The organism is Elusimicrobiota bacterium (assembly GCA_016722575.1).
GTDB lineage: Bacteria > Elusimicrobiota > Elusimicrobia > FEN-1173 > FEN-1173 > JADKIY01.
On sequence record JADKIY010000002.1, the window covers coordinates 115860 to 140177 of the forward strand.

The 24318-nt window shown below is 61.9% G+C and carries 12 protein-coding genes; 1 reads left to right on the forward strand and 11 read right to left on the reverse strand.

The window, feature by feature from the left end; translation table 11 throughout:
• Positions 1-63 precede the first annotated feature (63 nt).
• Entirely contained in the window at positions 64-1092 is a 1029-nt protein-coding gene (locus tag IPP68_04105) for a zinc-binding dehydrogenase (GenBank protein MBL0349543.1), read from the forward strand.
• A 160-nt stretch (positions 1093-1252) separates the two neighbouring features.
• Here IPP68_04105 and IPP68_04110 read toward each other — a convergent pair whose 3' ends face one another.
• From IPP68_04110 to IPP68_04160, 11 genes are all read right to left on the reverse strand, one after another.
• Positions 1253-12169 (reverse strand): hypothetical protein, encoded by a 10917-nt coding sequence (locus tag IPP68_04110; GenBank protein MBL0349544.1) that lies wholly within the window; start codon positions 12167-12169, stop codon positions 1253-1255.
• A gap of 198 nt (positions 12170-12367) precedes the next feature.
• Positions 12368-13474 (reverse strand): 3-isopropylmalate dehydrogenase, encoded by a 1107-nt coding sequence (leuB, locus tag IPP68_04115; GenBank protein ID MBL0349545.1) that lies wholly within the window; start codon positions 13472-13474, stop codon positions 12368-12370.
• A gap of 104 nt (positions 13475-13578) precedes the next feature.
• Positions 13579-13989, reverse strand: coding sequence for a PilZ domain-containing protein (locus IPP68_04120; GenBank protein MBL0349546.1), 411 nt, complete (start codon positions 13987-13989; stop codon positions 13579-13581).
• A 6-nt stretch (positions 13990-13995) separates the two neighbouring features.
• A complete protein-coding gene (locus IPP68_04125; GenBank protein MBL0349547.1) occupies positions 13996-14613 on the reverse strand; it encodes a 3-isopropylmalate dehydratase small subunit in 618 nt (205 codons plus the stop codon).
• Positions 14610-16010, reverse strand: coding sequence for a 3-isopropylmalate dehydratase large subunit (gene leuC, locus IPP68_04130; protein MBL0349548.1), 1401 nt, complete (start codon positions 16008-16010; stop codon positions 14610-14612). The genes IPP68_04125 and leuC overlap by 4 nt, the downstream gene beginning before the upstream one ends.
• A 1-nt stretch (position 16011) precedes the next feature.
• A complete protein-coding gene (locus IPP68_04135) occupies positions 16012-17568 on the reverse strand; it encodes a 2-isopropylmalate synthase (GenBank protein MBL0349549.1) in 1557 nt (518 codons plus the stop codon).
• A 59-nt stretch (positions 17569-17627) separates the two neighbouring features.
• Positions 17628-18527: a CDP-diacylglycerol--serine O-phosphatidyltransferase gene (pssA, locus tag IPP68_04140; GenBank protein MBL0349550.1), complete on the reverse strand. Its 900-nt coding sequence runs from the start codon at positions 18525-18527 to the stop codon at positions 17628-17630.
• A complete protein-coding gene (locus IPP68_04145; protein MBL0349551.1) occupies positions 18524-19237 on the reverse strand; it encodes a phosphatidylserine decarboxylase in 714 nt (237 codons plus the stop codon). Before IPP68_04145 ends, pssA begins: the two co-directional genes overlap by 4 nt.
• Before the next feature lie 16 nt (positions 19238-19253).
• Positions 19254-20321, reverse strand: a complete 1068-nt coding sequence (gene ilvC, locus IPP68_04150) for a ketol-acid reductoisomerase (GenBank protein MBL0349552.1) — start codon at positions 20319-20321, stop codon at positions 19254-19256.
• 42 nt (positions 20322-20363) lie between these two features.
• Positions 20364-22712 (reverse strand): biosynthetic-type acetolactate synthase large subunit, encoded by a 2349-nt coding sequence (gene ilvB, locus IPP68_04155; protein ID MBL0349553.1) that lies wholly within the window; start codon positions 22710-22712, stop codon positions 20364-20366.
• Between the two features lie 263 nt (positions 22713-22975).
• Positions 22976-24268 carry an ankyrin repeat domain-containing protein gene (locus tag IPP68_04160; protein ID MBL0349554.1) on the reverse strand — a complete coding sequence of 431 codons (1293 nt, stop codon included), beginning with the start codon at positions 24266-24268 and terminating at the stop codon, positions 22976-22978.
• Between the last annotated feature and the right edge of the window lie 50 nt (positions 24269-24318).

Sequence of the window (24318 nt, forward strand, 5' to 3'; positions counted from 1 at the left end):
CCCCAACGGTTTCCCCCTCGACGCCGGAGTCGGAGCGCCGACCGACCGGGGATTCGCGCTCTCATGAGAGCCGTCTGGATTGAAGAACACGGCGCCTCCGATGTCCTTCGTCACGGGCAACAATCGGTGCCGACGCCGGGGCCCAACGACGTTCTGATCCGGGTCCGGGCCTGCGCGCTGAACCATTTGGACCTTTGGGTGCGACAGGGTCTTCCCGGCCTAAAAATCGAATTTCCTCACATTCTGGGCAGCGACGTCGCCGGCGTGGTGGAGGGCACCGGAGCGGCGGTCCGAGGTTGGACCAAAGGCCAACCCGTTCTGGTGGCCCCCGGTCTTTCCTGCGGGCGTTGCGCCCATTGCGCCGCCGGAGACGATCATTTGTGCGATTCCTACGACATTCTGGGGCAACGCTCCCAAGGCGGCTACGCCGAATTTGTGAGCGTCCCCGCGGGGAACCTGTTCCCCCTCCCCGCGCCGTTGACTTTCGAGGAAGCCGCGTCCCTTCCCCTCGTCTTTTTAACCGCTTGGCAAATGCTGGTCGTGAACGGGGACCTTCGGACCGGCCAGACGGTGTTGGTGCACGCCGGCGGCAGCGGGGTGGGGGTGGCCGCCATTCAAATCGCCAAGGCCCGCGGCGCGCGCGTTTTGACCACCGTGGGGTCGATTCAAAAGGCGGAAGCCGCGAAAGCCCTCGGGGCCGACGGGGTGATTTTTTATCGGGACACGGATTTCGCCGCCGCGGTCGAAAAAGAAACGAGCGGGCGCGGGGTCGATTTGGTGGTGGAACACATCGGGCAAACGACCTTTGAAAAAAGCCTTCAGTGCCTGGCCAAGGGCGGCCGATTGCTGACGTGCGGCGCCACCAGCGGCCGCCAGGTCCAGTTTGATTTAAGAACCCTTTTCGGCCGGAACCTCACCGTGCGGGGGTCGCGCATGGGACGGCGGGACGGGCTGGCGGCCGTGTTGGAGGGTGTCAAGAAAGGATTGCTCAAACCGGTGGTGGATTGGGTGTTTCCGTTGGAAGAGGCCGCGTCGGCCCACCGGCGGATGGAAGAACGACTGAACTTCGGTAAAATCGTCCTATCGATTTAACCCGCAATTCTCAATTGAATGCGAGGACCGAGACGGGAAAGAGGGGCCCTGACCCGAAATAAAAAAGGGAGGTCGGAGCGGTGACCACGGACGAACTTTTTTGTGAAGGGGAAGGGTCCGGATTTTCCGTGGAATCCCGCGGGCGACTGAGAATTTCAGGTTAGGCCTGGATTTCCAGGTAGCGAATCCTTGATATATCCTCGCCGACCGCGGCGGTCATGTTTTTCACCAATCCCCCCGCGAGCGAAACGATAAACGCCGCCAACTCTTCCACGCCTTTCAAATTCCATTCGACCCCGTCTTCCCGGAGCGCAAAAATCGTTCCCACCACCAGGTGGAGACCCCGCCCAAGACGGAGCACCTCCGCTCCCTGAATGATGGTCTTTGAACCTTGCCGCACATGGGTGACTCCGGGGACGGCCTCGATCGTTTTCCCCCGCCCCCAAGCCGCCAACCCCAGGGACAGGCCGCCCTTTTGGCCCAACCCGTCTCGGACACGATCGGAAAGCCGCCGAACCACGTCCTCGTAATTTCCGTGAACCCCCTCGTCCAGAAGCAGGACCACCGCGCCTTTCCATTCGTTTTCCACGCCGCCGCTCAAGCGGCGATCCAGTTCGCGCAGAACGTCCAATTGCGTTTTCTCCGACGCCGACAGGGCGCCCCCGTCGGCCATTCCACGGGACACCTGAACCAAAACGTCTTTCCCTTGACGGAGAGCCCGGTCCACTTCGTCGACCGCGGGCGCGAGGACCGCGGCTCCCCGGGCCGCCCGATTGTAACTTTGGGCCAAAACATTCAACGCCTCAAGCAGCGACAGGCCTTGAAGGGTCGGAGGTCGTTGGCTTTCAAGCGAACGTGCGGCGGCGTCGATCAACAGCCGGACGGAAAGATCCTGCCTCGCGGCCAGCGACGCCCGCCCGTTGGCGCCTTCGCTGGCGGAGGGCGGGTAAAGCGCCCCGCCGAGTTTAATCAACAACCCGGCGGCGCCGAAGGTCCGGGCCCAGAAGGCGCCCGGACTCTCCTCCACAAACGGACGCCCCTCGTTGGCCGCGCGAAGCCGTTGAAGGACCTCGCGGGCCAGTCCGGCGTTCAAATACTCCAATTCACCGAGTCCCAGGTTTCGGACGATTTCCGATTCCAAACGGGCGACAAACACGTCGTTCGACCAACGTTCCGTCGCGGGCCCCGTCAGCGCCGAGAGATCCGACCGTTCCACCCGCGGTCCGAAACGGTTGGACGATTCCCACTGCCGGCTCAACCCCAGAATCAGCGCGTTCAAGCGATTTTTTCGGTCCCGCCCTTCCCGATCGGTCAAGTCCCGCGCGGATTCCAAAGTGACCAATCGCGTCCACCCCAAGGCGCCGGGCGGAAGAAGGTCGTCCACCGCCGCGGCCACGCCCTCCCCGGGGGACCGTTTTTGAAGGCGCTGGCCTTGCCGGGAGGCCGTGACCGCCCGGTAACGATGGGCCTGAAGCTCGGCAATGGCCGCGGGACCGAGACCCCGACCGTAAAGCGCTCTTAACCCATCAACGTCCAGCCCCAGGTCCTTGGTTTCCTCCCCATCGGTTTTGGACAGCGTGGCCGCCTCTCGGAGAACCGTGGTCAACAGGGCGTTGTTTCCGAATTGGAGCCGATTCGGACGACTTTCCTCTTCGCGCCAATCGGCAAGGCCGGCCGCGTGAAGGCCCACCAACGGAGCGCCCGTGCGCTGATCCAGCAAGGACAGCGCAAAGTCTTTTTCCTCCACCCGCGCCCGAAGCGGGGCGGGAACGAATCCCTCGATCGTGAAAAGCCGAAGATCCCGCAGCTCCTCAAAACCCAACAAGGCCAGGTCGCGGCCCAGGCGACGCGTCTCCCCGAGAAGCGGTTCCGAAGGCGTAACGGAAAGATCGGCCGCGGCCAACAACCGTCTCACCGCGTTCAACGAGCCGACCCACGCCTGACGCACCGGATCGGGGGCCAAAGGGAACCGCTCGAGCCGGGGCGTTCGACCGTCCCGAACCAATCCCCACGCTTCGATGGCGGCCCGCGCGATTCCGTCGCCGGCCGGCTTATTTTTCCCGTTCGTCCAACGGTCCCGAACGGCCACCACCAAGGCCGGGAGCACGCCGAGAGTCGCCGCGCTGAGGGGCCCCAGGGCGTTGGCCAGGGGCTGGGCGGCGTTCACCGCCAACGTGGCCCAAGCGGCGGAGGCGTCGGGAGCGTAAAACAACCCCAAACTCGCCAGAACCCCGGCAAGCCCGATGGCCGCGAGGGAAATCAGCGATGACGATCGATGAAAGCCAACCCCATCGGGGTCTTTAAGGTCCAACACGGCCGCCGTGGTGTCGTCGCCGCTCAATTTCGGGTTGCCTTTGACGGCCGATTGGGCCTCCTCCACCAACACCGTGGCCATTTCATCGGACGTCTTTCCCGCGTGACGGTCCAATAAATTCAAAAGATCCGCTTGGGAAAGAGCGGCGTGAACGCCGTCCGATAAAATGACGACGCGACTTCCCGCGGGCACGTCGTCAATGGGATGGTAGTCCACCCCCACGAACATTTTCGCGAGTCCGGCCTTGTTCGGATTGTGGCCGGGTTGAATGGCGTTCAACAGCACGCCCTCGTCCCGAGCCCCACGCGACGTCGCGACGCCCTGGCGGTGCATGCGATCCACTTCGGCCAAACGCTCGCCAACCCGCTTTCCTTGGCCGCTGTGCGGCCGCTCCCCGTCCGTCACCATGTATAACCGCTTTTCCCGCGGATTGTAGACGAATATGTGCGTGTTCCCCACCGCGACGGCGATCACACGATAATGCCGTCCGTCCGGCATCAAGGTCGGAATCACCAAGGCCTGGGTGGTCCCCGGATAAAACTCGGCTCCCTCGTCGCGGCTCCGACGGAGCAAATGCCCCAGTTCGCGTTGAATCCGCCCAAGCGCGTCGGTGATCGTTCGATTCACGTCAATCCAGATTTGTTCAATGGAGGGGATGGCCGGCAATTGCCGCATCCATTCCCGGAAGGTGTCCGCCACCAACGAACTGGCTTCCCGGCCGGAACTCTTTCGACCGTATCCATCCAACACCGCCACGCCCGGGATTTCGCCCGGAGCGGCGCCCGCCGCGCGATCTCGCTCCGGGATCAGCACCGCGTCGTCGTTGTGGTCCGGATGTTCGGGGGAAACGAGGCTGGCGTGGCCCACCTCCTGGGCGTGCCAAGCGACCGGCTTCGTCAAAAGCGGCAAGTCGGGCCGGGACGGATTCGTCGTGACGAAATAATATTTGCCGATTTCCTGAAGAGCCGCCGGCGAGGGCGCGATGTCCGAAAAAACGACCCCGCCCGGCGCCAGAAGGGGCAGCAGGTCCATGAGATACGCCCTCCAGCGTTCGCCCGGGACGTTGCGAAGGCTCCAATGACTGAACACCAATCCCAGAGACTCCGGAGGAACCACATCGCCCAACGTGCGCGCGGGAGCGAAAACCATCGTGACACCTTCGGGAAGGGTTTCCCATTCCTCGAAATACACGTTCGACAATCCCACCAAAACCACGTTTCGAACCTCGGCGTGGTCTTTTTTAAGCGCCGCGTCCATTTCGCGCAGGGCTTGCCCCTGCCCCGCCCCCCAATCCAAGACAACAAAGGGGCGGGAGGGATCCCGGCGGGCCCGTTCGACAACGGCGTTGATTAAATTGATTTGAAGCGTATCATTGATTTCGGAAATCGACGACGACACTTTTTCATATTGAAATTGATTGCGCACGAGGAATTGATCGCCCACGGCTTCAATGAGCCCTTGGGGGGGGATCGCCGTCGCCGATCCCCTCAGCGGCGTCAGCAATTCGGCTCCTCCCCCCAGGGGTCGGCGGGACCATCCGGGCCGCTGGTCTTTCAGGGGGGAAACGGTTCCGTCCGGAGACAACGCGCCGAACATCCCGGCCGAAAGCAATCCGCCTTCCACGGCAGAGGCCCACGACGTCGGGTCTCCCAACGCGGCCCCCGCCACCAACTGGGCCAATCCCACCGCCGCCAACGCGAACGCGATCGTCCAAAGGTTCCCGCCGCCCCCCCGGGACCCTCTCTCCGCGAGGGCGAAATCGTTGACATGGTCCATGTCCTTCGGCAATTCTTCGGAGAGGGGCGTGGCCACGAGCCCGTCGTAAACGCGCGCGAGGTGGTCCCGCGTCGACTCCAGGGACTCCCGAACATCGGCTTCCCGATTCAAAAGAATCTTCTTCCCTCCGCCGCCGTCCGCGAACAATTGCAGGAGATGGCGCGGCAGCAGACGCACGGCGGCGATCGCCTTAAAATCCGGCCCGCTCCAATCGTCCCAGCGGTGATGCAGCTTTTCCAGCTCCGTCGTTTGTTTTTCCACCTCGGCCAACCACGCCTCCGGCGCCCCATCGAACGATTTCAGGGCGGATTCCACCAGGCGGCGCGCAACGGACACCACGTACGCCGCTTCCGCGCGTTCGAGCAGTCGTTGGGCCGTCGGGCGGGTCTCGGCCTCGAAGCCGACCGTCGGGATTTTGGGAATGGCGCGTCGAACCCCGGACGCCAACCAGTTTAATTGAACGGGATCGTCCCGGTAGAGGTCCAACGCGCGACGGGCAAATTGATCTAATTCCTCCAGACTCCACGTTCCCTTCGTCAAAGAATCCACCACGTCTTTTCGAATGGCTTCGTATTCCCGGCGGCTCAGTCCCCCGCCCAACGCCCCCACCATGGCGAACAGGGGCAGAAAGGGATGGGAAGGTTTCGGAGCCGAAACAGACGGCGGGGCGGCGGGGTTGCGGAGTTCGTTTTTCTCCGCCCCTCCCAAGGTCGAAAGGAACACGCCAAAACCCACCATCATAAAGCGTCGTGCCCACGAACCGAAGGCGCGCCGGGCCGGACGAACCATTGTTTCCGTCAGAGTGGCCAGGGCGCCGAGCCGGCGCGAAGGGGTGGCGCGACCGTCCGTCGTGTCAAAAAAAACCGAGGGAACGGCGTCCGCGCCCAACGCCGCCTCGACGTCGTCGGCGGCCTTCGGGGACGCGCGCGACGCGCGCCACCAGGCCCAGGCCACCGAAAGGGGGTTGAAACCGGACTCCCGGGCACGCCGACGAACCACATCGGCGAAAGCGCGGGCGGTTTGGAAAACGGGCCCCGCGTCCCGGCGATTTTCGTTCCAGTGAAACGCCGACAGGCCGGCCAACGAGATCGCCGCGCCGACCCACACAAGACCGGTGGGTTCAAAATGGAAGAAGGCGAATCCAAGGAGGGACTTCAGGAAAGCCAAACGGTAAACAGACGGTTCGCGATAAGCGGCGGGATTAAAGACGTGCCCCATCAAAAACGCGATCGGGTACAGAAGCCCGACGAAACCCGGGTCCGGCAAGGACTCAAAGAACGCCACCAGCGGGTCGCGGAAATACGACAACGCGCCGAAAAGGAGCGGGGTTTCAATGAACCACGCCGCGTACGACTTGTAAAGACCGGGGAACCACGAAGCCCCTCGGCTTCCGTAGGGGCCCCGCTCCTTCATTTCCTGGCTGGCGTCGTCCAAGCGCAAATTCTTTGTCGCCGCGTTCATTTCGTCCCTCAGCCGATCAATTTCGATGTCGTCGGGGAGCTGAACGTCCAGGTCAATGACGCGATTGCCCCCCTCCACGTGGACGTCCATGGTTCGGATGTTCGCCCGGTTCGCCTCGGAACCCAGCACCCCCGTGACCCGGTAAAGGGCCTCCACGAGCGACACCCCCGACTTCAACAACACCGTATAATTCACTTCACGGCCGAGCAGATACTCGTTGGGATAGGAACGCGCCCGGGGAAAATTCTGAATTCGCCGCTGAAATTCGAGTCCCACCTCCCGATCGAGGCTGGACGCGCGCGCGATTTTCACCGTCACTTCCGACGATCCATCGTCCAAGGTTTTCGTTTCAATCGAGGTGGCCTCCAACTCCAAATCGACCAAAACCCGCACAATCTCATTCAACAACCCCCGCCGATCGCTGGCGGGAATCGTGTAAACCCCTTCCTTGGGGATTAAAACGGCAATGCGTTCCATCGAGGCGGCCACGACCTGCGGATTGATCCACCCCAATCCGACGCCCGCGGCCAACGCCATCAGCTCCGACGATCGTCCGGAAGAAGGAACCACGCGCGTCAGCAAAGATTTGAACCGGGGGATCGAGGCCAATTGGGATTCCACATACCGTTTCAGTTCTTCTTGAATTTTGGGATGGCCGAGATCCAACCCTTCCTGCCCCAGCCGGGTTTCCCCCGTTCGGCTAAACGCGTTGATGATGCGTGGAACGATCAGCCGGTCGACGGGACGGTACTCCATGTTCGTGTAAGAGGAGATTTCCTCCCCCACCAACAACGCCAGCATGTCCGGGGTCAAATCGTATTTCCGCAAAAATTCCTCGAGCGTCTTGTTCGCGCGGAAAACCCGGCGGCCGACGAAGGAGATGTCGACGCCCATCTCCGACAAGAACCGCTCGCCGCTTTCGAGGAAACGGGAACGATCTTTGGCGTCGACAATGCCTTTGGCCCATAGACGAAAGGTTCGTCCCGCGCTCCGAATGTCGTTGCGCTCCCCGGCGCCGACGATCGGCGCCCGCGAGGTTCCAAGACGCACCAAGGCGCCATTGGGCATCGGCTTGTTTAGGCCCATTTTTGACGAATCGTTCCCGTCCCGGAAGGTCCGTCCATCCCAGGGACAATCCACCACGTCGCGGTATTCCTCGAAATTGAATTCGAAGGCGGCCAGGGCCGAACTCGCCAGAAAGTCCATCGATGTCGCGCCCACCGGAAGCAAAACCGTGTCGGCCGCGGCGTCGGTGTTTTTGATTTGTTCCCGCGACATCATCGTCACAATCGTGTATTTCGAGGCCTTGGCAAAAAGCGCGCTATAATCCGCCTCCGCGTCCCCTTCAAAAAGGCGCCGATGGGGCGTCATCTTGATGGGCGCGAAACCGATTTTCTCGCCCAACCACGCCATGAGTTGATTGGCTTTCCGCACGTAGTGGGCTTGCCCCCCCACGCGCGCGACCCGGTCCCCGGCCTCTTGCCTTTGGTGAATGGCCATGGTCTGAAATTGGACCTCGCAAGGAATTCCGTTTAAATCGAGATTGTAATGGATGTAGCCTTGTTCTTTTTCGTCCGGGAAGGTGAAACTCACGGGGCCGACGGAACGCAATTGTTCCTCCAAACGATCCTTCAATTGATAAACCATCGTCCGCCACTCCTGCCAGGTGGCCAAGGATTGTCCGGCGCCGCGGAGATCAAACACAATGGAAAGAGTTTCGATGTCTTTCACTTCGCCGGCGGTGTCGTAATTGGGATTGACGATCACCTTATTCACCACCGAGGAAACGGTTTTGGTCCGGGCTTGGGTCATCCAACGGGTGGCGTTGGCGGGGCGAAGCGACTCTCCCGCTTGGGACAGCGCGCGATGGGTCTCAACCAACCGCTCGGCGCTCCCCACGCGGGCGAGAAGTTCCGCGCGGGCTCGTTCGTATTGCGCGGGGTTTTCAAGGAAAACGACCAAGTCCGTCATGATCGCGGCGATGTCCATCCCCGCCAGATCCAAGGCGGGGTCCTTCGGCAAACTGGCCGCCAGCGGCGCAAACAGCCGCACGTCCCATTTAATTTCGTCCCGTAAAGCGTCGTCGATGTCGCCGGGCCGTTGGAGCGTCGCCATCAAAGGCCGGGCCGCCCGGGACAGCGACACGGCGCGATCGAGCAACACGAGACGCATCAAAGCCAAATCGGGCTGTCTCTCTTCTTTCGCGGCGCGACGCCCGTTCGGCGTCGACCTCTCGCACAAACCAATCAGCATGTAGTAGTAGTTCGTCATTTGACTGGCGGTGTTCTTGATGGGTTCACGGAACGGATATCGCGAAAGGCGATGAACGCGGGCCAGCGCTTCCGCTTCCGAAAAACCTTCCCGGGACACGTAGTCGGCCAACCGGTTGGCAAAGGTTTGCTCCAGCAGGGGCAATCGATCCATCAAACCCAGCGGCGTGGGCGTATCCAGCGATTCCGGAGGAGCGCGCGTCAGCTGGTAGCGCGCGGGCGAAAGAAGGTTCCAAAGGGCGTGGATCAGGATGGCGGCAAGGATTCCGGCCATCGGGGCCGCGACAACAAAATAAACGATGGACGCGTCGAAACCGAAATACGATTTAATCAAGACCCCGAAGGATCCGGCCAACACCGCGGCCGTGTTCAGAAGAACGGTTCCCCGCCGACGCAAGACGATCTGGCGCTCGGATTGACCGGCCCCGTGATCGTCCACGAATTTTTTTTGCCCCGACGAAAGGGACCCGATAAATCCCGCCTGAAGACCCACCAGCGCGACTTCCAATGCCCCGAAATTCAAATGCGAAGAAGCCAACCCCAAAGCCGCACCCAACAAGGCCATCGGAAGGCGACTTTCCAGAAAGGCGTTGCCGGCCCCCGGGCGCGACAACCGCAAACCCATTTCTTCGATTACGGCCGTCCCCAACACGGGGTGCCGGCCAAGGAATCGCTTTAAACGCGCGGCGACACCGTTTCCCGGCGTCGCCGCGGTCGAGGACCACTGGATCAGCTCCCACCGCGTCGATTCCCGCAAAAGACCGTGGCCGGGCCCCCGCGTGCGAACCGCGGTCTCCAATTCCCGAAGAAGAGAGCCGATCGCCGCGGCGGAAAGAACCGCCTCCTCCGGGACCGCCACCGTTTCCAGGTGTTCGGCCAGCAATTGGCGAACCGCCATCGACCGTCCGTTCAAGAAATCGCCGCGACGCACCCGATCGACCAAGTCCTTCTTCGAGGCGAAGGCGCCGGTCCGTTCCATTTCGTCCTGTAGAATACCCAGCGCCGAAAGAAGTTGGGCCAACCGCGAAAGGACGACGGGATCCTCCTCGCGGGATTTGGCCGTGGCGCCGGGGGTCGGAACAATCGGGCTCACCGGCGGAACCGGGGGGATCCCCCGGCCGCCCAGAAGTCGCCGAATGACCCCGAAAGGGAAGATGGCCGCCAAGAAGCTTTGTCCCCGACCAAAGAATGAATCCCCCCCGGAATAGAGACGTACGTTTTTGGTTTCCCCGGCGCCGTCCCGTTGGATTTCCAGGGAGGCCGTGGTCAAAGGCGCCGAGGCGTCCGTTCCGCTGCCCTCCCGCGCGGAGGCCACCATTCGCGTTTTTTCCCCGTTGCGCCACTCAATCTCAATTCGCCGATCGCCGCCCCGAAGTGAAGCGAGACGCACGTTGCCGACGTCCGGCAATCCGGCGGCTCGGTCCAACAAGGCGTCGGGCCCGGCCACCGTGTTACCGGCGGCAAGGAACACCCCGAGGGTTACCGCCAACCCGGTCAACACCCGGCCGTACCGAGTTGGCGCCTCCACCGCCGTGGCCCGGGGCGTCACAAGGTTGATGGATTCGCCGGCAAAAAGTTTTTCCAGAGGCAGGGGGTCGCGCGCCAAAACATCCAACGCCCGCGGACCCATCGCCAGCGAATCAACGACCCGGGGGGTCACCACCACGTAGGAAATTCCTTTTTCCCGAAACCGTTGGGTCAAGCCGTCGGTGTGGAATCCGCCGGCCACCAACACCGCTTGGGACGCGTTCTCGTTTTTCATTTTGGCGAGCAGGGAATCGACAAGAGCCGCGTTTCGCGCGAGGGCTTGGGAGCAGAAATCCTCGAAGGGGTCCAAATCGTTGGCGGCGAGGGATTCCATCCGATCGGCCAATCCCGCGTCCCCCGCCACGCGGTTCAATTCTTCGGCGAACCCGATGAGATCGAGACGGTGCACCTGAAAATCGCGCCACTCGGCGGGCGTCAACGCGTGGCGGACCAACTTGTCCAGAAGACGGTACCGCTGCCCCAAATCCACGAGAGAACGCTCCAGCGGGGTCGCCGCCGTTGATATAAGGGTTCGGCGCTCCAGGGCCCCCAGCTCGCCCAACATTTCCACACGGTTGATCTGTTCCGAAAGAAGCACGTAGCGAATGTAGGAGTGGAGTTGGGGGTAGCGATTTATTTCCAACCCGGCGGCGGACAACCGATTCTGAAAACCCCGGTAGTAATCGCCGTAGGTGAGATCGCCGGCCCGATACCGGAGGCTTTCCTCCATCAAAGCGCCCAAATCCGCCGGGCGGAGCCGGCGGGTCAATATTTCAATCAATTGATTCCGTTCGGATTCCACCGCTCGGAAATCGATGGCGGCTTCCCACTCCAACGCGTCGCTGAGAAGTCGGAGATTCCCGTAAGCCAAGGGATCGGCGCCTTTTTGCCGAAGGAGAAAACGCACGTAAGGCCCGACGCTCTCCTTTTGCTCGGCGTAGGCCGTCACGTGCCGGTCCAGGGCCAAAAAGACGGCGGAGGCTTTTCGATTCTTAATGTCCGTCAAAAGCCGCTGGGCCTGGGCCAATATTTTCTCAACCCGTCCCCGGGATTTGGCGGACCGTCGCACCGAATCGATGTTTTCCGCGTAGGCTCGGCCGTCTTCGACGCCCCAGAGGGTCGGCGGATGGGGCGAGGTCCACCCCGCGAATTCCGCCCCGCCGATCAACCCCTCTTTCAAGAAGTACTCGGCCAAAGACCGGGAAAGGGGGTCGTCCGGGAACCCCCGGAAAGAGCCCGTGGCGAAAGCCCCCTGGGCGCCTTCCAGACCCACGAGCGAGACGCCCCGCGCGCGCGCGAGGGCGTCGATCAACGCGGCCGTGTTTTTCTGAGCGTCCACCGAATCGTGAAGATCCTGAATATGCACGACCAGGGGCGCGTTCGGCTGTTTGGCGATGTAGACATCGCGGAGGGTTCCACGGTTTTGGATGATTTGGGCAAACTGTTTTGGAAGGTCGGCGGCCGCCCCCCCCGTGTTGACGCGAACGGCCGAGTCGCCGGTGTCCACCGGACGCCAATCGGGGGTCTTGTACGCGGGGGGCAAAAGGGATTCGCGGGAGGCCCCAACACCCACGGGAAGTTCCGCCAGCAGGGGGGGCGTGGGACGGAGGGTCCGGCTGTTGCGCGTGGCTTGGCGGCGGGAAGTCCAAAACTCGGATTCGGCCGCGTACACGAAAACCCCGTTGTTGACGGTGAAAAGGAGCGCCAAAGCCGCCCCCAAAAATGGCATGGCTTTTCCCCGTCCCGACCGAAGAGGGCGGCGCGGAACAAAAGGACAACGCTCTGAACCCATCCGATTCATAGCTTAATAGTATTCAGGCGGGATTAAAGAATCCTTTTGCAAATGAAACATACTTGTAAATACCTGGGATTAAAAAAATGACTTGAACGCGTTGATGGGGAAGCGGTCCGCTAAAGGGTAATGAAACTAAAGGGTTTCGAGCGCCGCGGCGACCGCATCGCCCATCTCGCGGGTACCCACTCGGACGAGGCCCTCGGAGTAGATGTCACCGGTTCGGAACCCGCGGTCTAAAACAATCGCCACGGCTTTTTCAACGATCTCGGCCAAGTCGCCGCGATGAAGACTGAAGCGAAGCATCATGGCGGCCGACAAAATGGTCGCCAGTGGGTTGGCCACGCCCCGTCCCGCGATGTCGGGGGCGGAGCCATGGATGGGCTCGTAAAGCCCTTTTCCCCCCGCGTCCAAAGACGCGGACGGCAGCAACCCGATGGACCCGGTTAACATGGACGCTTCGTCCGATAGAATGTCGCCGAACAGGTTCCCGGTCACGATCACGTCGAATTGCTTCGGCCGGCGGACCAACTGCATGGCCGCGTTGTCGACATACATATGCGACAAAGCAACGTCGGGATAGTCTTTCGCCATTCGTTCGGCCGTCTCCCGCCACAGGCCGGAGACTTCCAACACGTTGGCTTTGTCGACCGAACACAACCGCCGGCCCCGTTGACGAGCCAAATCGAATCCGACTTTCAAAATACGCTCGATTTCGGATTCCCGGTAAATCATGGTGTTGAACGCCTCGCGCTCGCCCGCCTGAGTGCGAACGCCCCGGGGTTGACCGAAATACACATCGCCCGTCAGTTCGCGCACGATCAGGATATCCAACCCGGCCACCAACTCGGTTTTCAGGCTCGACGCCGACGCCAACTGGGGATAAAGCACCGCGGGTCGAAGGTTGGCAAACAAGCCCAAGGCGCTTCGAATGCCCAAGAGGCCGCGTTCCGGACGAAGGGACCACTCGATCTTGTCCCACTTCGGTCCGCCGACCGCGGCGAGCAAGACGGCGTCCGCCGCTTTCGCCTTGGCGACGGTGTCCGCCGGCAGGGGCCCCCCCGTGGCGTCGATGGCCGCGCCGCCGATCAGCGCGGTGTCCAACGAGAGCCGCAGGGCTTTGCGACGTTTCAGAATTTCCAACACTTTCAATGTCTCGGCCATCACCTCGGGGCCGATCCCGTCGCCGTTTAAAACGAGAACGCGGTGTTCCTTGTCCGTCGATGTTTTTGACGAATGCATAGCAAACTCCTTGGATGGCTATCGGTGAAAAAAGCGTTGTTTGGGTTTAAACGGCCGACGTCGAGGGGAGGGCGGGCGCCGGCCCGACGCCGCCCCGGGATGGCTCAGACTTCCTGCACCCCGGTGTCCGTGAAAATGATTTTGGGTCCCATTTTTCGCAACTTGGCGGAATATTCGCCCACAAACGTTTCAATGATTTTCCGGGTTTCCTCAGCGTATTCGCCGAACCGGAGGCCGTATTGAAAAGTCTTGGTGAAGTAGCGCTTCCAGACCACCGTCACCGGAAGCGCGATCACGCTTTTAGCGTCCAGCAGGAGACGGATGACGAACCGATCGCCTTCGATCAAATCGCTGGCGGAATCCACGCAGGCGCCGGAGACCGATAAATCCAAGAGCCGGGAGATGCCCCGCAGTGTTTTGCCGTCGGGATTGTGGATTTCGATGACAAAATCCGTCGCCGCCCGTTCCGCGGCGCGCGGGAAATGGGTCGGACCGGATTCGTCGAGGGGATCCACGGGATTTTAGCGACCGGGCGCCCAGGCCATGTAAGGAAGCCGCGCCGCGGTGTCCCGAACCTGCGCCGCCGCGCTCAACAAGGTGGCGGCGGAATCCCAGGTCCCCTCCAAAAACAATTCCCGGGCGGATTCCCGCATTTCCACGGGCACCCGGCGTTCGCCCAACAACACGGTCTTTTGCTCCAGGTCCAGGACGACGGGCCGGTCGGGATGATCGGCGGAAAACGCGGCGATTTCCCGCACGACCTCGGCGGCGGCGGTCACCGCGGGCAACCCGATGGCGGTGCAATTGCCCGCGAAGATTTCCGCAAAGCTTTCCCCGATGATGGCCTTGATTCCCCAACGGAGGATCCCCTGGGGCGCGTGCTCCCGGGAGGACCCGCACCCGAAATTTTTGTTGACGACCAAAATCGAGGCCCCTTGGTGACGGGGATCGTTGAACGGGTGCGCTTTGGTCTTTCCCGCGGCGTCAAACCGCTCGTCCTGAAAAGTGTATTGCCCGATGTCGGCGAACGTCACGCAGCGCAAATAACGCGCGGGCATGATCCGGTCGGTATCGATGTCGTCGCCCGGAACGGCCACGAGGCGGCCCCGGACCGCTTGTATTTTGGAATCCAGGCTCATAGCATCTCCCTCACGTCGGCCACGCGGCCGTTGATCGCGGCGGCGGCCACCATCGCCGGGCTCATCAACAGCGTCCGCCCCGTCGGACTTCCTTGGCGGCCGATAAAGTTTCGGTTCGAGCTCGACGCGCAGATTTCGCGTCCCTTCAATTTGTCGGGGTTCATCGCCAAGCACATGGAACAAGCCGCGTTCCGCCATTCGAACCCCGCGGCCCGGAAGACCTCCGGGAGGCCTTCTTTTTCCGCTTGCCGCTGAACTTTCTGGGAACCGGGCACCACGATGGCCTTGACCCCCTTGGCCACGCGCCGTCCCTTGGCCACCCGCGCCGCCTCCCGGAGGTCCGACATCCGGCCGTTGGTGCAGGAACCGATGAACGCGACGTTGATGGGGATTTGTCGAACTTCTTGACCGGGCTCGAAAGACGTAAACCGATAAGCCTCTTCCAAGCCGGCCCGAGAGCCGTTGATCGAATTTTCCGGAACCGGAAGCCGCTCCGTCACGCCGACGGTTTGACCCGGGTTGATGCCCCAGGCGATTTGCGGTTCCAAGTCGGCCGCGTTCACGCGAACTTCGTCCGCGAAAGAAGCGTCGGCGTCGGAGGCCATGGAGAGCCACCAGGCGGAGGCCTTGTCGAATTCCGCGCCGGCCGGCACGAAGGGCCTTCCGCGGAGAAATTCGACGGTCGTACGGTCGGGATTGATGTATCCCACCCGGGCGCCCCCTTCAATGGCCATGTTGCAAACGGTGAGGCGCTCTTCCACGCTCATGCGTTCGATGGTGTCCCCGGCGAATTCGTAGGCGTAGCCGATGCCGCCGTTGACGCCCAGCGTGCGAATGATGGACAAAATCACGTCCTTGGCGTAGACTCCCGGCGCCAGGGAGCCGGACACGCGTATACGCCGGACTTTGGGCCGGGCCAAGGCCAGCGTTTGGGTCGCCAGGATGTCCCGAATTTGGGTCGTTCCAACGCCGAAAGCAATGGCGCCGAAGGCCCCGTGGGTGGAGGTGTGCGAATCGCCGCAGGCGACGGTCAAGCCCGGTTGGGTCAACCCCTGCTCCGGCCCCACGACGTGAACGATCCCCTGTTCGCCCGAAGCGAAATCAAAAAAACGAACCCCGAATTCCTTGCAATTTCGCTCCAACGCCACCATCATTTCCTCCGCCAAGCCGTCCGCGAAGGGGCGTTCCTGGCGGTCCGTCGGCACGATGTGGTCCACCGTCGCGAAGGTCCGCTGGGGGTAAGCCACCCGCAGGCCTTTCTCCCGAAGCATTTGGAACGCCTGGGGGCTGGTCACCTCGTGAAGGAGGTGAAGGCCGATGAACAATTGTGTCTGCCCGTTGGGCAGTTCCCGCACGGTGTGCAAATCCCAAACTTTGTCGAGCAGTGTCTTGCCCATATCACATACCCTCGTTCTTTTTGGCCGCGGCGCGGCCGCTGGCCCGCGCCGACAAAATTTTATTGAGCGCGTTCAAATACGCTTTGGCGCTGGCTTCCACGATGTCGGTGGAGGTGCCTTTGCCCATGACCACCAATCCCTTGTCGGACACTTTGACCACCACGTCTCCCTGGGCGTCGGTCCCCGAGGACACCGATCGCAGGGCGTAATCGAGCAACTCCGGACGCAACCCCGTGATTTTGTCCATGGCCCGGTAGGCCGCGTCCACGGGGCCGTCCCCGCAAGCGGCTTCCTGAAACACGGCGTCTTTTTTCTTCAACCGGACGGTGGCCGTCGGAACGATCCCCGTGCCGGAGGTGGTGTTCAAATAATCCATTGAAAACACCTCCGGCGACTTGGCCCGCCCCTCTTCCTCCACCAAGGCGATCAAATCATCGTCAAAAACGTATTTTTTCTTATCGGCCAAGGTCTTGAATTTTTCAAACAGCGCTTCCAGGGCCGGCGCGGCCAGGTGGAACCCCAAATGCTTGAGACGCGTGTTGACGCCGTTGCGCCCCGACCGGGCCGTCAACAACAAAGCGCTTTCCTCCACGCCGACGTCCTCGGGGTTCATGATTTCGTAGGTGGTCCGGGATTTGATGACGCCGTCCTGGTGGATCCCGGAGGAGTGGGCGAAGGCGTTGGCCCCGACGATGGCCTTGTTCGGCTGGACCACGATTCCGGTCAGCTTGGAAATCAAGCGGCTGGTTTTGGCGATCTCGCGGGTGCGCACTCCGGTCGTGACGTTGAACAAGTCTTTCCGGGTCCGAAGCGCCATCACGATCTCTTCCAGCGAGGCGTTCCCCGCCCGCTCCCCGATGCCGTTGACGGTGCATTCCACCTGCCGCGCGCCGTTTTGAACGGCGGCCAGGGAATTGGCCACCGCCAGGCCCAAATCGTTGTGGCAATGGACGGAGAGAACCGCGCGCCGGATGTTGGGCACCCGGGCGACGATTTGTCCGATGCGCGCCCCCCAATCCGAGGGGATTCCGTAGCCGACGGTGTCGGGGATGTTCACGGTCGTGGCGCCGGCGTCGATGACCGCCTCCACCACCTGGCAGAGATAGTCAAAATCCGACCGGACGGCGTCTTCGGCGGAAAACTCCACGTTGTCGGTGAATTTTTTCGCGTAACGCACACAATCGACCGCCCGGTCCAACACCTGGGAACGGGTCATCTTCAATTTGCTTTCGATGTGCAGGTCGGACGTGGCGATGAAGGTGTGAATGCGCGGTTTCTTGGCCGCTTTGACCGCGCCCCAGCAGGCGTCGATGTCGCCTTTGACGCAACGGGCCAACCCCGCGATCTCGGGGCCGCGGATTTCCCGGGCGATGGTTTTCACCGCCTCGAAATCGCCGGGGCTCGACACGGGGAAACCCGCCTCGATCACGTCCACGCCCAATTCGGCCAATTGGCGGGCGGCTTGGCGCTTTTCCTCGATGTTCAAGCTGGCGCCGGGGGATTGCTCCCCGTCGCGCAGGGTGGTGTCAAAAACAACGATGCGGTCGGACTTTGGCATAAAACAGTCTCCTTAAAGGTCGGTGGCCCCGGCCCGTCGCCCTTCGCCAAAGCGAAAGGCTATTTACCGTAGTGATCGACGTGTTCTTCGGATTCCGATGCGTGGGGGGTGGAGGGTCGCCGGAGGGAGCGACCAAGGAAATAATCAACGAGGCCCCACACGATGTAGGACACGTAGAGGATGAAAATCGTGTTTTGGGGATAGACCCAAATCATGAGCACCGCCAAAATCGTCAGCACCAGGGCCCGCATGCTTCGGGGCCGAAGCAAATTCTGCGTGCGGAATTTGGCGTAACGAACGTCGGACACCATGAGGAGGGACAACAGGAGCATCACGGCCGGGACCACTTCAAAAAACACCGGCACCTGACTCATGACCAATTTGAAGCTGCGGATGGGCTTGCCCAATTCCATGACGTCGTAGAGCAGAGCGAAAATCGCCAACACGCCACCGGCCGCCGGGGTTGGCAAGCCGGTGAAAAAGGACGGCGGGGCTTCGCCCATCTGGGCTTTCAGGTTGAAGCGGGCCAAGCGCAACGCTCCGCAAATCACGAACAACAAGGCGATGGCGAACCCCCACGACCGGTTGTCTTTCAACACCAGCTCGTACATCAGAAAAGACGGGGCAATGCAGAACGTCATCCAATCGGCCAAGGAGTCCAACTCGATGCCGAAGCGGCTGGAGGTCCGCGTGAGGCGGGCCACGGCGCCGTCAAAAATGTCCAGCACGTGCCCGAACAGGATGGCCGTGGCCGCGGCGCTGAATTCGTGACCGACGGATTTGATCAACGCGAAAAAGCCCAGCGCCATGTTGCCCACGGTAAACAGCGCGGGGAGCAGATAGATGCCGCGTCGGACCGGCGGCACCGGGGCGGTCGAAGCCGGGGGCATGTTTGGATAGCCCTCCCCCCGGAGACCCAGAAGCCGGGACAGGAAGCCGAAACGGGGCCCGAGGCTCACGCGCCCACCCCGGCGGGTTCAACCGTGCGGCCGGCGTTGCCGGCCCGCTGGGCGGATCCCGCGTTCTTCCAACGTCCCACGATGGTTTGCCCCGCCGAAACCTTGTCGCCGTCTTTCACCGTTATCTCCACGTCCAAAGGTACGTACAAATTCACCTGCGATCCGTAACGAATCAGGCCGATGCGTTCCCCCGCTTCGACCGCGTCGTCGGGGCGAACCCAGCAAACGATGCGCCGGGCGATCAACCCCGCGATTTGACGAACCACCACGCGGCCCTTGGCCGATTCGATTTCGATGGCGTTCGATTCGTTGGCGAAAGCCGCCCGGGAATTCCGGGCGTCCAGGAACAACCCCGGCTGATAATGCGTTTTTGTGATCCGCCCCGCCAACGGGGCCCGCTGAACGTGCCCGTCGAAAACGGACAAGAAGATCCGAATCACGCGGCCGCGCCCGTACCCTTCGCCGTCCACGTCCGAGACCTCGGTCACCGTGCCGTCGGCCGGGGCGAGAAGGTCGGTCGTCGTCGGGATGTCGCGCTCGCCGTCGCGAAAAAACCGCAGGGAGAACAAGGCCAAAAGGCCCAAGACCACGCCCACGGTTTTGGCGAACCAGGCGCCCAACACCAAAAAGAGGAGTCCCAAAACCCCGAAGAGCAGAACGAAGCGCCAGCCGTCGGGCGCGATGGGAATCAGTCGCGACTTGTATTTCATGAAAGCGACGGACCGGTTATTCTTTCTTCTTGAGCCAGGGCATCATGGCTCGGAGTTTCTCGCCCACCTTTTCAATGGGGTGTTCGGCGGTGGATTTGCGGAAACTATTGATGGACGGCCGCCCCGCGATGTTTTCCAGCAGATATTCCTTGGCGAAGGTGCCGTTGCGCACCTCCTCGAGGTTTTTCTTCATCTGGGCTTTGGTCGCCTCGGTGATCAGGCGCGGCCCTCGGGTGTATTCGCCGTATTCGGCGGTGTCCGAAATGGAGTAGTTCATCCAACCGATGCCGCCCTCCTGCACGAGATCGGTGATGAGCTTCAATTCGTGAAGGCACTCGAAATAGGCGATTTCGGGCTGGTACCCGGCCTCAATCAAGGTCTCGAACCCGGCTTTGATCAGGTCCACGACGCCGCCGCAGAGAACGTTTTGCTCCCCGAACAGGTCGGTTTCGGTTTCTTCGGAAAAAGTCGTTTGAATGACCCCCGCGCGGGTCGCCCCGACCCCTTTGCAGAAAGCCAAGGCGAGCGGCAGGGCGTTCCCGGAATAATCCTGCTCCACGGCCACCAAAGCCGGGGTGCCCTTGCCCTCTTCGTAGGTCCGGCGGACCAAATGCCCGGGCCCTTTGGGGGCGATCAAAACCACGTCCGCCTCTTTCGGAGGCGTCACGCAGCCGAAACGGATGTTGAAGCCGTGGGAAAAGGACATCACCACGCCTTTTTTGACGTGGGGGGCGATTTCGTTCTTCCAAACCGGCCCCTGGGCTTCGTCGGGCAGGAGGAAATGAATCCAATCCGCGTCCCGGACGGCGGCCACGTTGTCGGTGAGCAGGTTTTTCCCCTCCACCCAGCCGTGCTTGAGGGCCAAGGCGTACCCGCGGCCGCCTTTGCGCACCGCCACGGTCACCTGGCACCCCGAGTCCTTCAGATTCAACGCCTGGGCGTGCCCTTGGGAGCCGTAGCCCAGCACAACGATCTTTTTGTTTTTGAGCAACGCCAAATCGGCGTCCTTTTCGTAAAAGGTTTTGGCCTTCAGTTCGAGGCCGGAATGGCCGTTGGTGGAAGCTGATTTAACCGCGGTCGTCATGGGTATTTCTCCTCAGGAATTAAAAGGCAATTATATCTATTTTTAAAACAGATCCGGAACCACGTCCCCCGGCACTTCGTGGGGGGCGGTCGAGTGGGGGCGGGATTTGATCCACTCCCCGGTCGCCATTTCCTTGTAACCCATCCCCGGCCCCACCATCGGGTAAACAAAGGCGAAGGGATCGATGGTCACGTCCAGAAAAGCCGGCCCGGGGGCGCCCAGGAACTCCTTCAGGGCCCCGTCCACGTCGGCGGGTTTGTCGATCCGGCGGGCGTAAGGGAACCCCATGGCCTGGGCCGCTTTGACAAAATCCAGGGTGTGAAGATTCTTGTCGATGGCGAAGTAACGCTTGTTGAAATACAAGGTCTGCCACTGACGCACCATGCCGTCCCCCTCGTTGTTCAACAGGAGGACCTTGACCGGCAAGTTGTAGGTGGTGATGGTTTCCATTTCGCTGAAATTCATCCGCAGGCTGCCGTCGCCGTCGACGTCGATCACCAGCTTTCCCGGATTGGCGAATTGGGCCCCGATGGCGGCCGGCAGGCCGTAACCCATGGTGCCCATGGACCCCGAGGTCAGCCAGCGCCGGGGCACGGCGGTGCGGCCGTATTGCGCCGCCCACATCTGATGTTGGCCCACGCCCGTCGTTACGATGGCTTCGCCCCGGGTCATCTCGGCGATCTTTTCCAGGACGGCGTAGGGCTGGATTTTTTCGGCGGTCCGGTTGTAATTCAACGGGTGCGCCTTCCGGGTCGCGTCCGTGTGCTTGATCCAGGCCGAGAAATCCCGCTTGAACCCCCATTTTTTGCCCGCGTCGATCAAATCCCGCAGGCCCCGCTTGGCGTCGGCCACGTGGGACCAGGTCGGCGTTTTCACTTTTCCGATTTCCGCCGGGTCGATGTCCAGGTGGGCGATGAAGGACGCCTTGGGGGCGAATTCCGACACTTTCCCCGCCACCCGGTCGTCGAAGCGCGCGCCCACGGCGAAGAGGAAATCACAGTCCTCCACCGCGTAGTTCCCGTAGGGCGTCCCGTGCATGCCCAGCATGTGCATGGACAGCGGGTGCCGGTTGTCCAGGGCGCCGATGCCCATGAGCGTCGTCACGACGGGGATATTAAAGGTTTCCGCAAATTCCTTGAGTTCGGCCGACGCGTTGGCGTTGATCACCCCGCCCCCGACATACAATAGAGGCCGGTGGGCCTCGGCCAAACGCTGAAAAAAGGTCCGCCCCTGGGATTCCGACAGCCGGGATTCGGACAGCGCCTCCACCCGCCGGCGATAGCCGCGCAAGGGAAGGAGCCCCGCGCCCTTAAACTGCCCGGGCGTGACCTGGACGTCTTTGGGAATGTCCACCACCACGGGACCCGGCCGGCCCGTGCGGGCGATCCAAAAAGCCGTGCGCAGGGTGCTTTCCAATTCCTCGGGTTTCTCCACCAAAAAAACGTGCTTGGCGCAGGCCATCATAATGTTGAAAACCGGCGCCTCTTGGAAAGCGTCGGTGCCGATGGCGGGCCGGGGCACCTGCCCCGTCAAAACGACCAGGGGGACCGAATCCGCCATGGCGTCTCGAATGGGGGTCACCGTGTTGGTGGCCCCGGGCCCCGAGGTCACGAGCGCCACCCCCACCTGTCCGGTGGAGCGGGCAAACCCGGAGGCCATGAATCCCGCCCCCTGTTCGTTGGCGGGGACGATGTACCGAATTTTTTTACCCTCCGACTGCTTTTCGTTGAACCGGAAGAAAGCATCGATGGCCGGCAGAATGGCGCCGCCCGAATAGCCGAACACGGTGGTCACGCCTTCCTGGGCCAAGACCCGGGGAATCATGTCCGCCCCGGTCATGGGCTCTCCCCCCGTGGGGAGGGCGGCGTCGGCGTGGAGGGCCAAATCGGCCGACATGTCGAGGGTTTTCCCCCGTTGCAACAGCACGCGGCCCGTCCGCGACACCTCTTGGATGCCGAAGGGTTCGAGGGCCTTCAGAAGGGCGTCCACCTCGCCGGCCCGGCCGGCGTTTTCGATCACAAAACCCGCGGCGCTGTCGTGCACCCGGGCGTGAAACGGTTGGCACGAATGGGCCACCCCGGTCCGATCGGTCGATCCGATCTTGACCAGGACCAATTCGCTTTCCACGTTGTCTTCCCAGCTCAGGTCCGACACCCGGACCACGTCCACCAATTTATTCAATTGGCTGATGATCTGGCCGATGACCTTGTCGTCGCCTTTGCACACCAGCGAAATTCGGGAAACCCCGGGGATTTGAGTGCCGCCGACGGCCAGCGAATCGATGTTGAAGCCGCGGCTGGAAATCAACCCGGCGATGCGGGCCAAAACGCCCGGGCGGTCTTCCACCAGGCAGGAGAGAAAGTGCGTGTGTTCCGTTGGTTTGTGCGTCATTGGTTTGTGCCCCAAGTGTTTTTCGATTTCGCTTCCGTTGATTTTCCCGCCCGCCGCCCCGAACCGCCCGCGGCTTAAAACAAAAACGCCGCCGGAGCTTGGGCGCCGGCGGCGGTCGTTTTAAACTTTTTCTCACCGCCTACGGCGCAACCCTCTCTCCCAGGACGACCTGGCTGAGGACGACGACCGTAAGCGCGAGTTTTTTACACATCGGTGTTATTTTACTTGATTCACTTTTTCAAGTCAATAATTTTATGCCGGAATCACCGGGCGGGCGTTCCGGAACTTTTCGCGTTGCCCGACTTGTTGGATAAAAAGGATTTCGATCCTCCGGACCGCGGGCCCGGGCGGCTCCCCGCGTTGGAATCCGTCGTTTTTTTTCCCGCGGCCCCGCTGTCCCGCTGGGCCCGAAGAAAAAAGACCGACTCGGCGTGATGGGCCTCCTCGGCGATGGCCAAGGCCGTTTTCCCCGCCGCGTTCTTGAGGGTGATGTTTGGGGTGTAGCGGAGAAGAGTTTTGACGCACTTTTCAGCGGAATTCAAGCGGGCGGCGATCATCAACGCCGTGTCCCCCGCCTTGTTTTGAAGGTTGATCTGGGCCTTGTGTTGCATCAGCTTTTGAATGTAGTCCTCCCGGCGGGCCTCCACCGCTTCCATCAACGCCGTTTTCCCCTCGTTGGATTTCCGGTTCACATCGGCGTTTCGGTTCAACAATTCGTCCACCAAGGCGTCGCGGCGCCAATCCAACACCGACATGAGCGGCGTTCGGCCTTCGGCGTCCGCGAGATTAATGTCGGCCCCGGCTTCCATCAACAGTTTGCTTTCGGGGCCTTTATCGGCGAATAGGGCGTGCTGAAGAGCCGTTCGGCCGTCCTTGGACTGCAGATTGACGGACGCTTTCGCCGCCAGCAGTTTCCGAACGGCTTCGGATTGACCGCTTTCCGCGGCCAGCATCAGGGCGGTTTTGCCTTCCTTGTCCCGGGCGTTGATGTCGGCTTGGGCCGCCAAAAGCCGGTCGATGGTCTTGGCCCGTTCGATTTCCCCCGCGGGTCCCATCTTGCGGACGTGAACGACCGCGGCCATCAACGGGGTGCGCCCGTCCGCGTCGGCGTCGCTGGCCTTCGCCCCGGCGGCCAACAATTGATCGATGATCGCCGACGTGTAGGCGTCGCCCGCGTACATCAGAGCCGTGCGGCCGTTGGCGTCCCGGGGGCGGACGTCGGCTCCTTTTTTGAGGAGGAGGTCCACGGATTGGCTCCACCCCTTGCCCGACGCGTTCATCAGCGCGGTCCGTTTCTCTTCGCCCTGAAAATTAATTTTCGCGCCTTCGTCCAACAACACCGTCACGATGTCCGCCGGATCCCGAAAAGCGAACTTGGCGGCCGCCGTCAAGGGGGAGTCCGTCCCGGAAAGGACGTTCACGTTCGACGAATCCACGCAGGATTTCACCCCTTTTAAATCGCCCGCCGCCAGGGGCCCCCACACGTCGCAGGCCCCCGCCGGAAATCCCGCCCCGCCCATTAAAACCAAGCCCCAGGCCCATCCGTTTTTACTCATCGTTTGCGTCCTCCGTCCAAAATCGATTTCGGGCCGATCCGGCGCCCGTT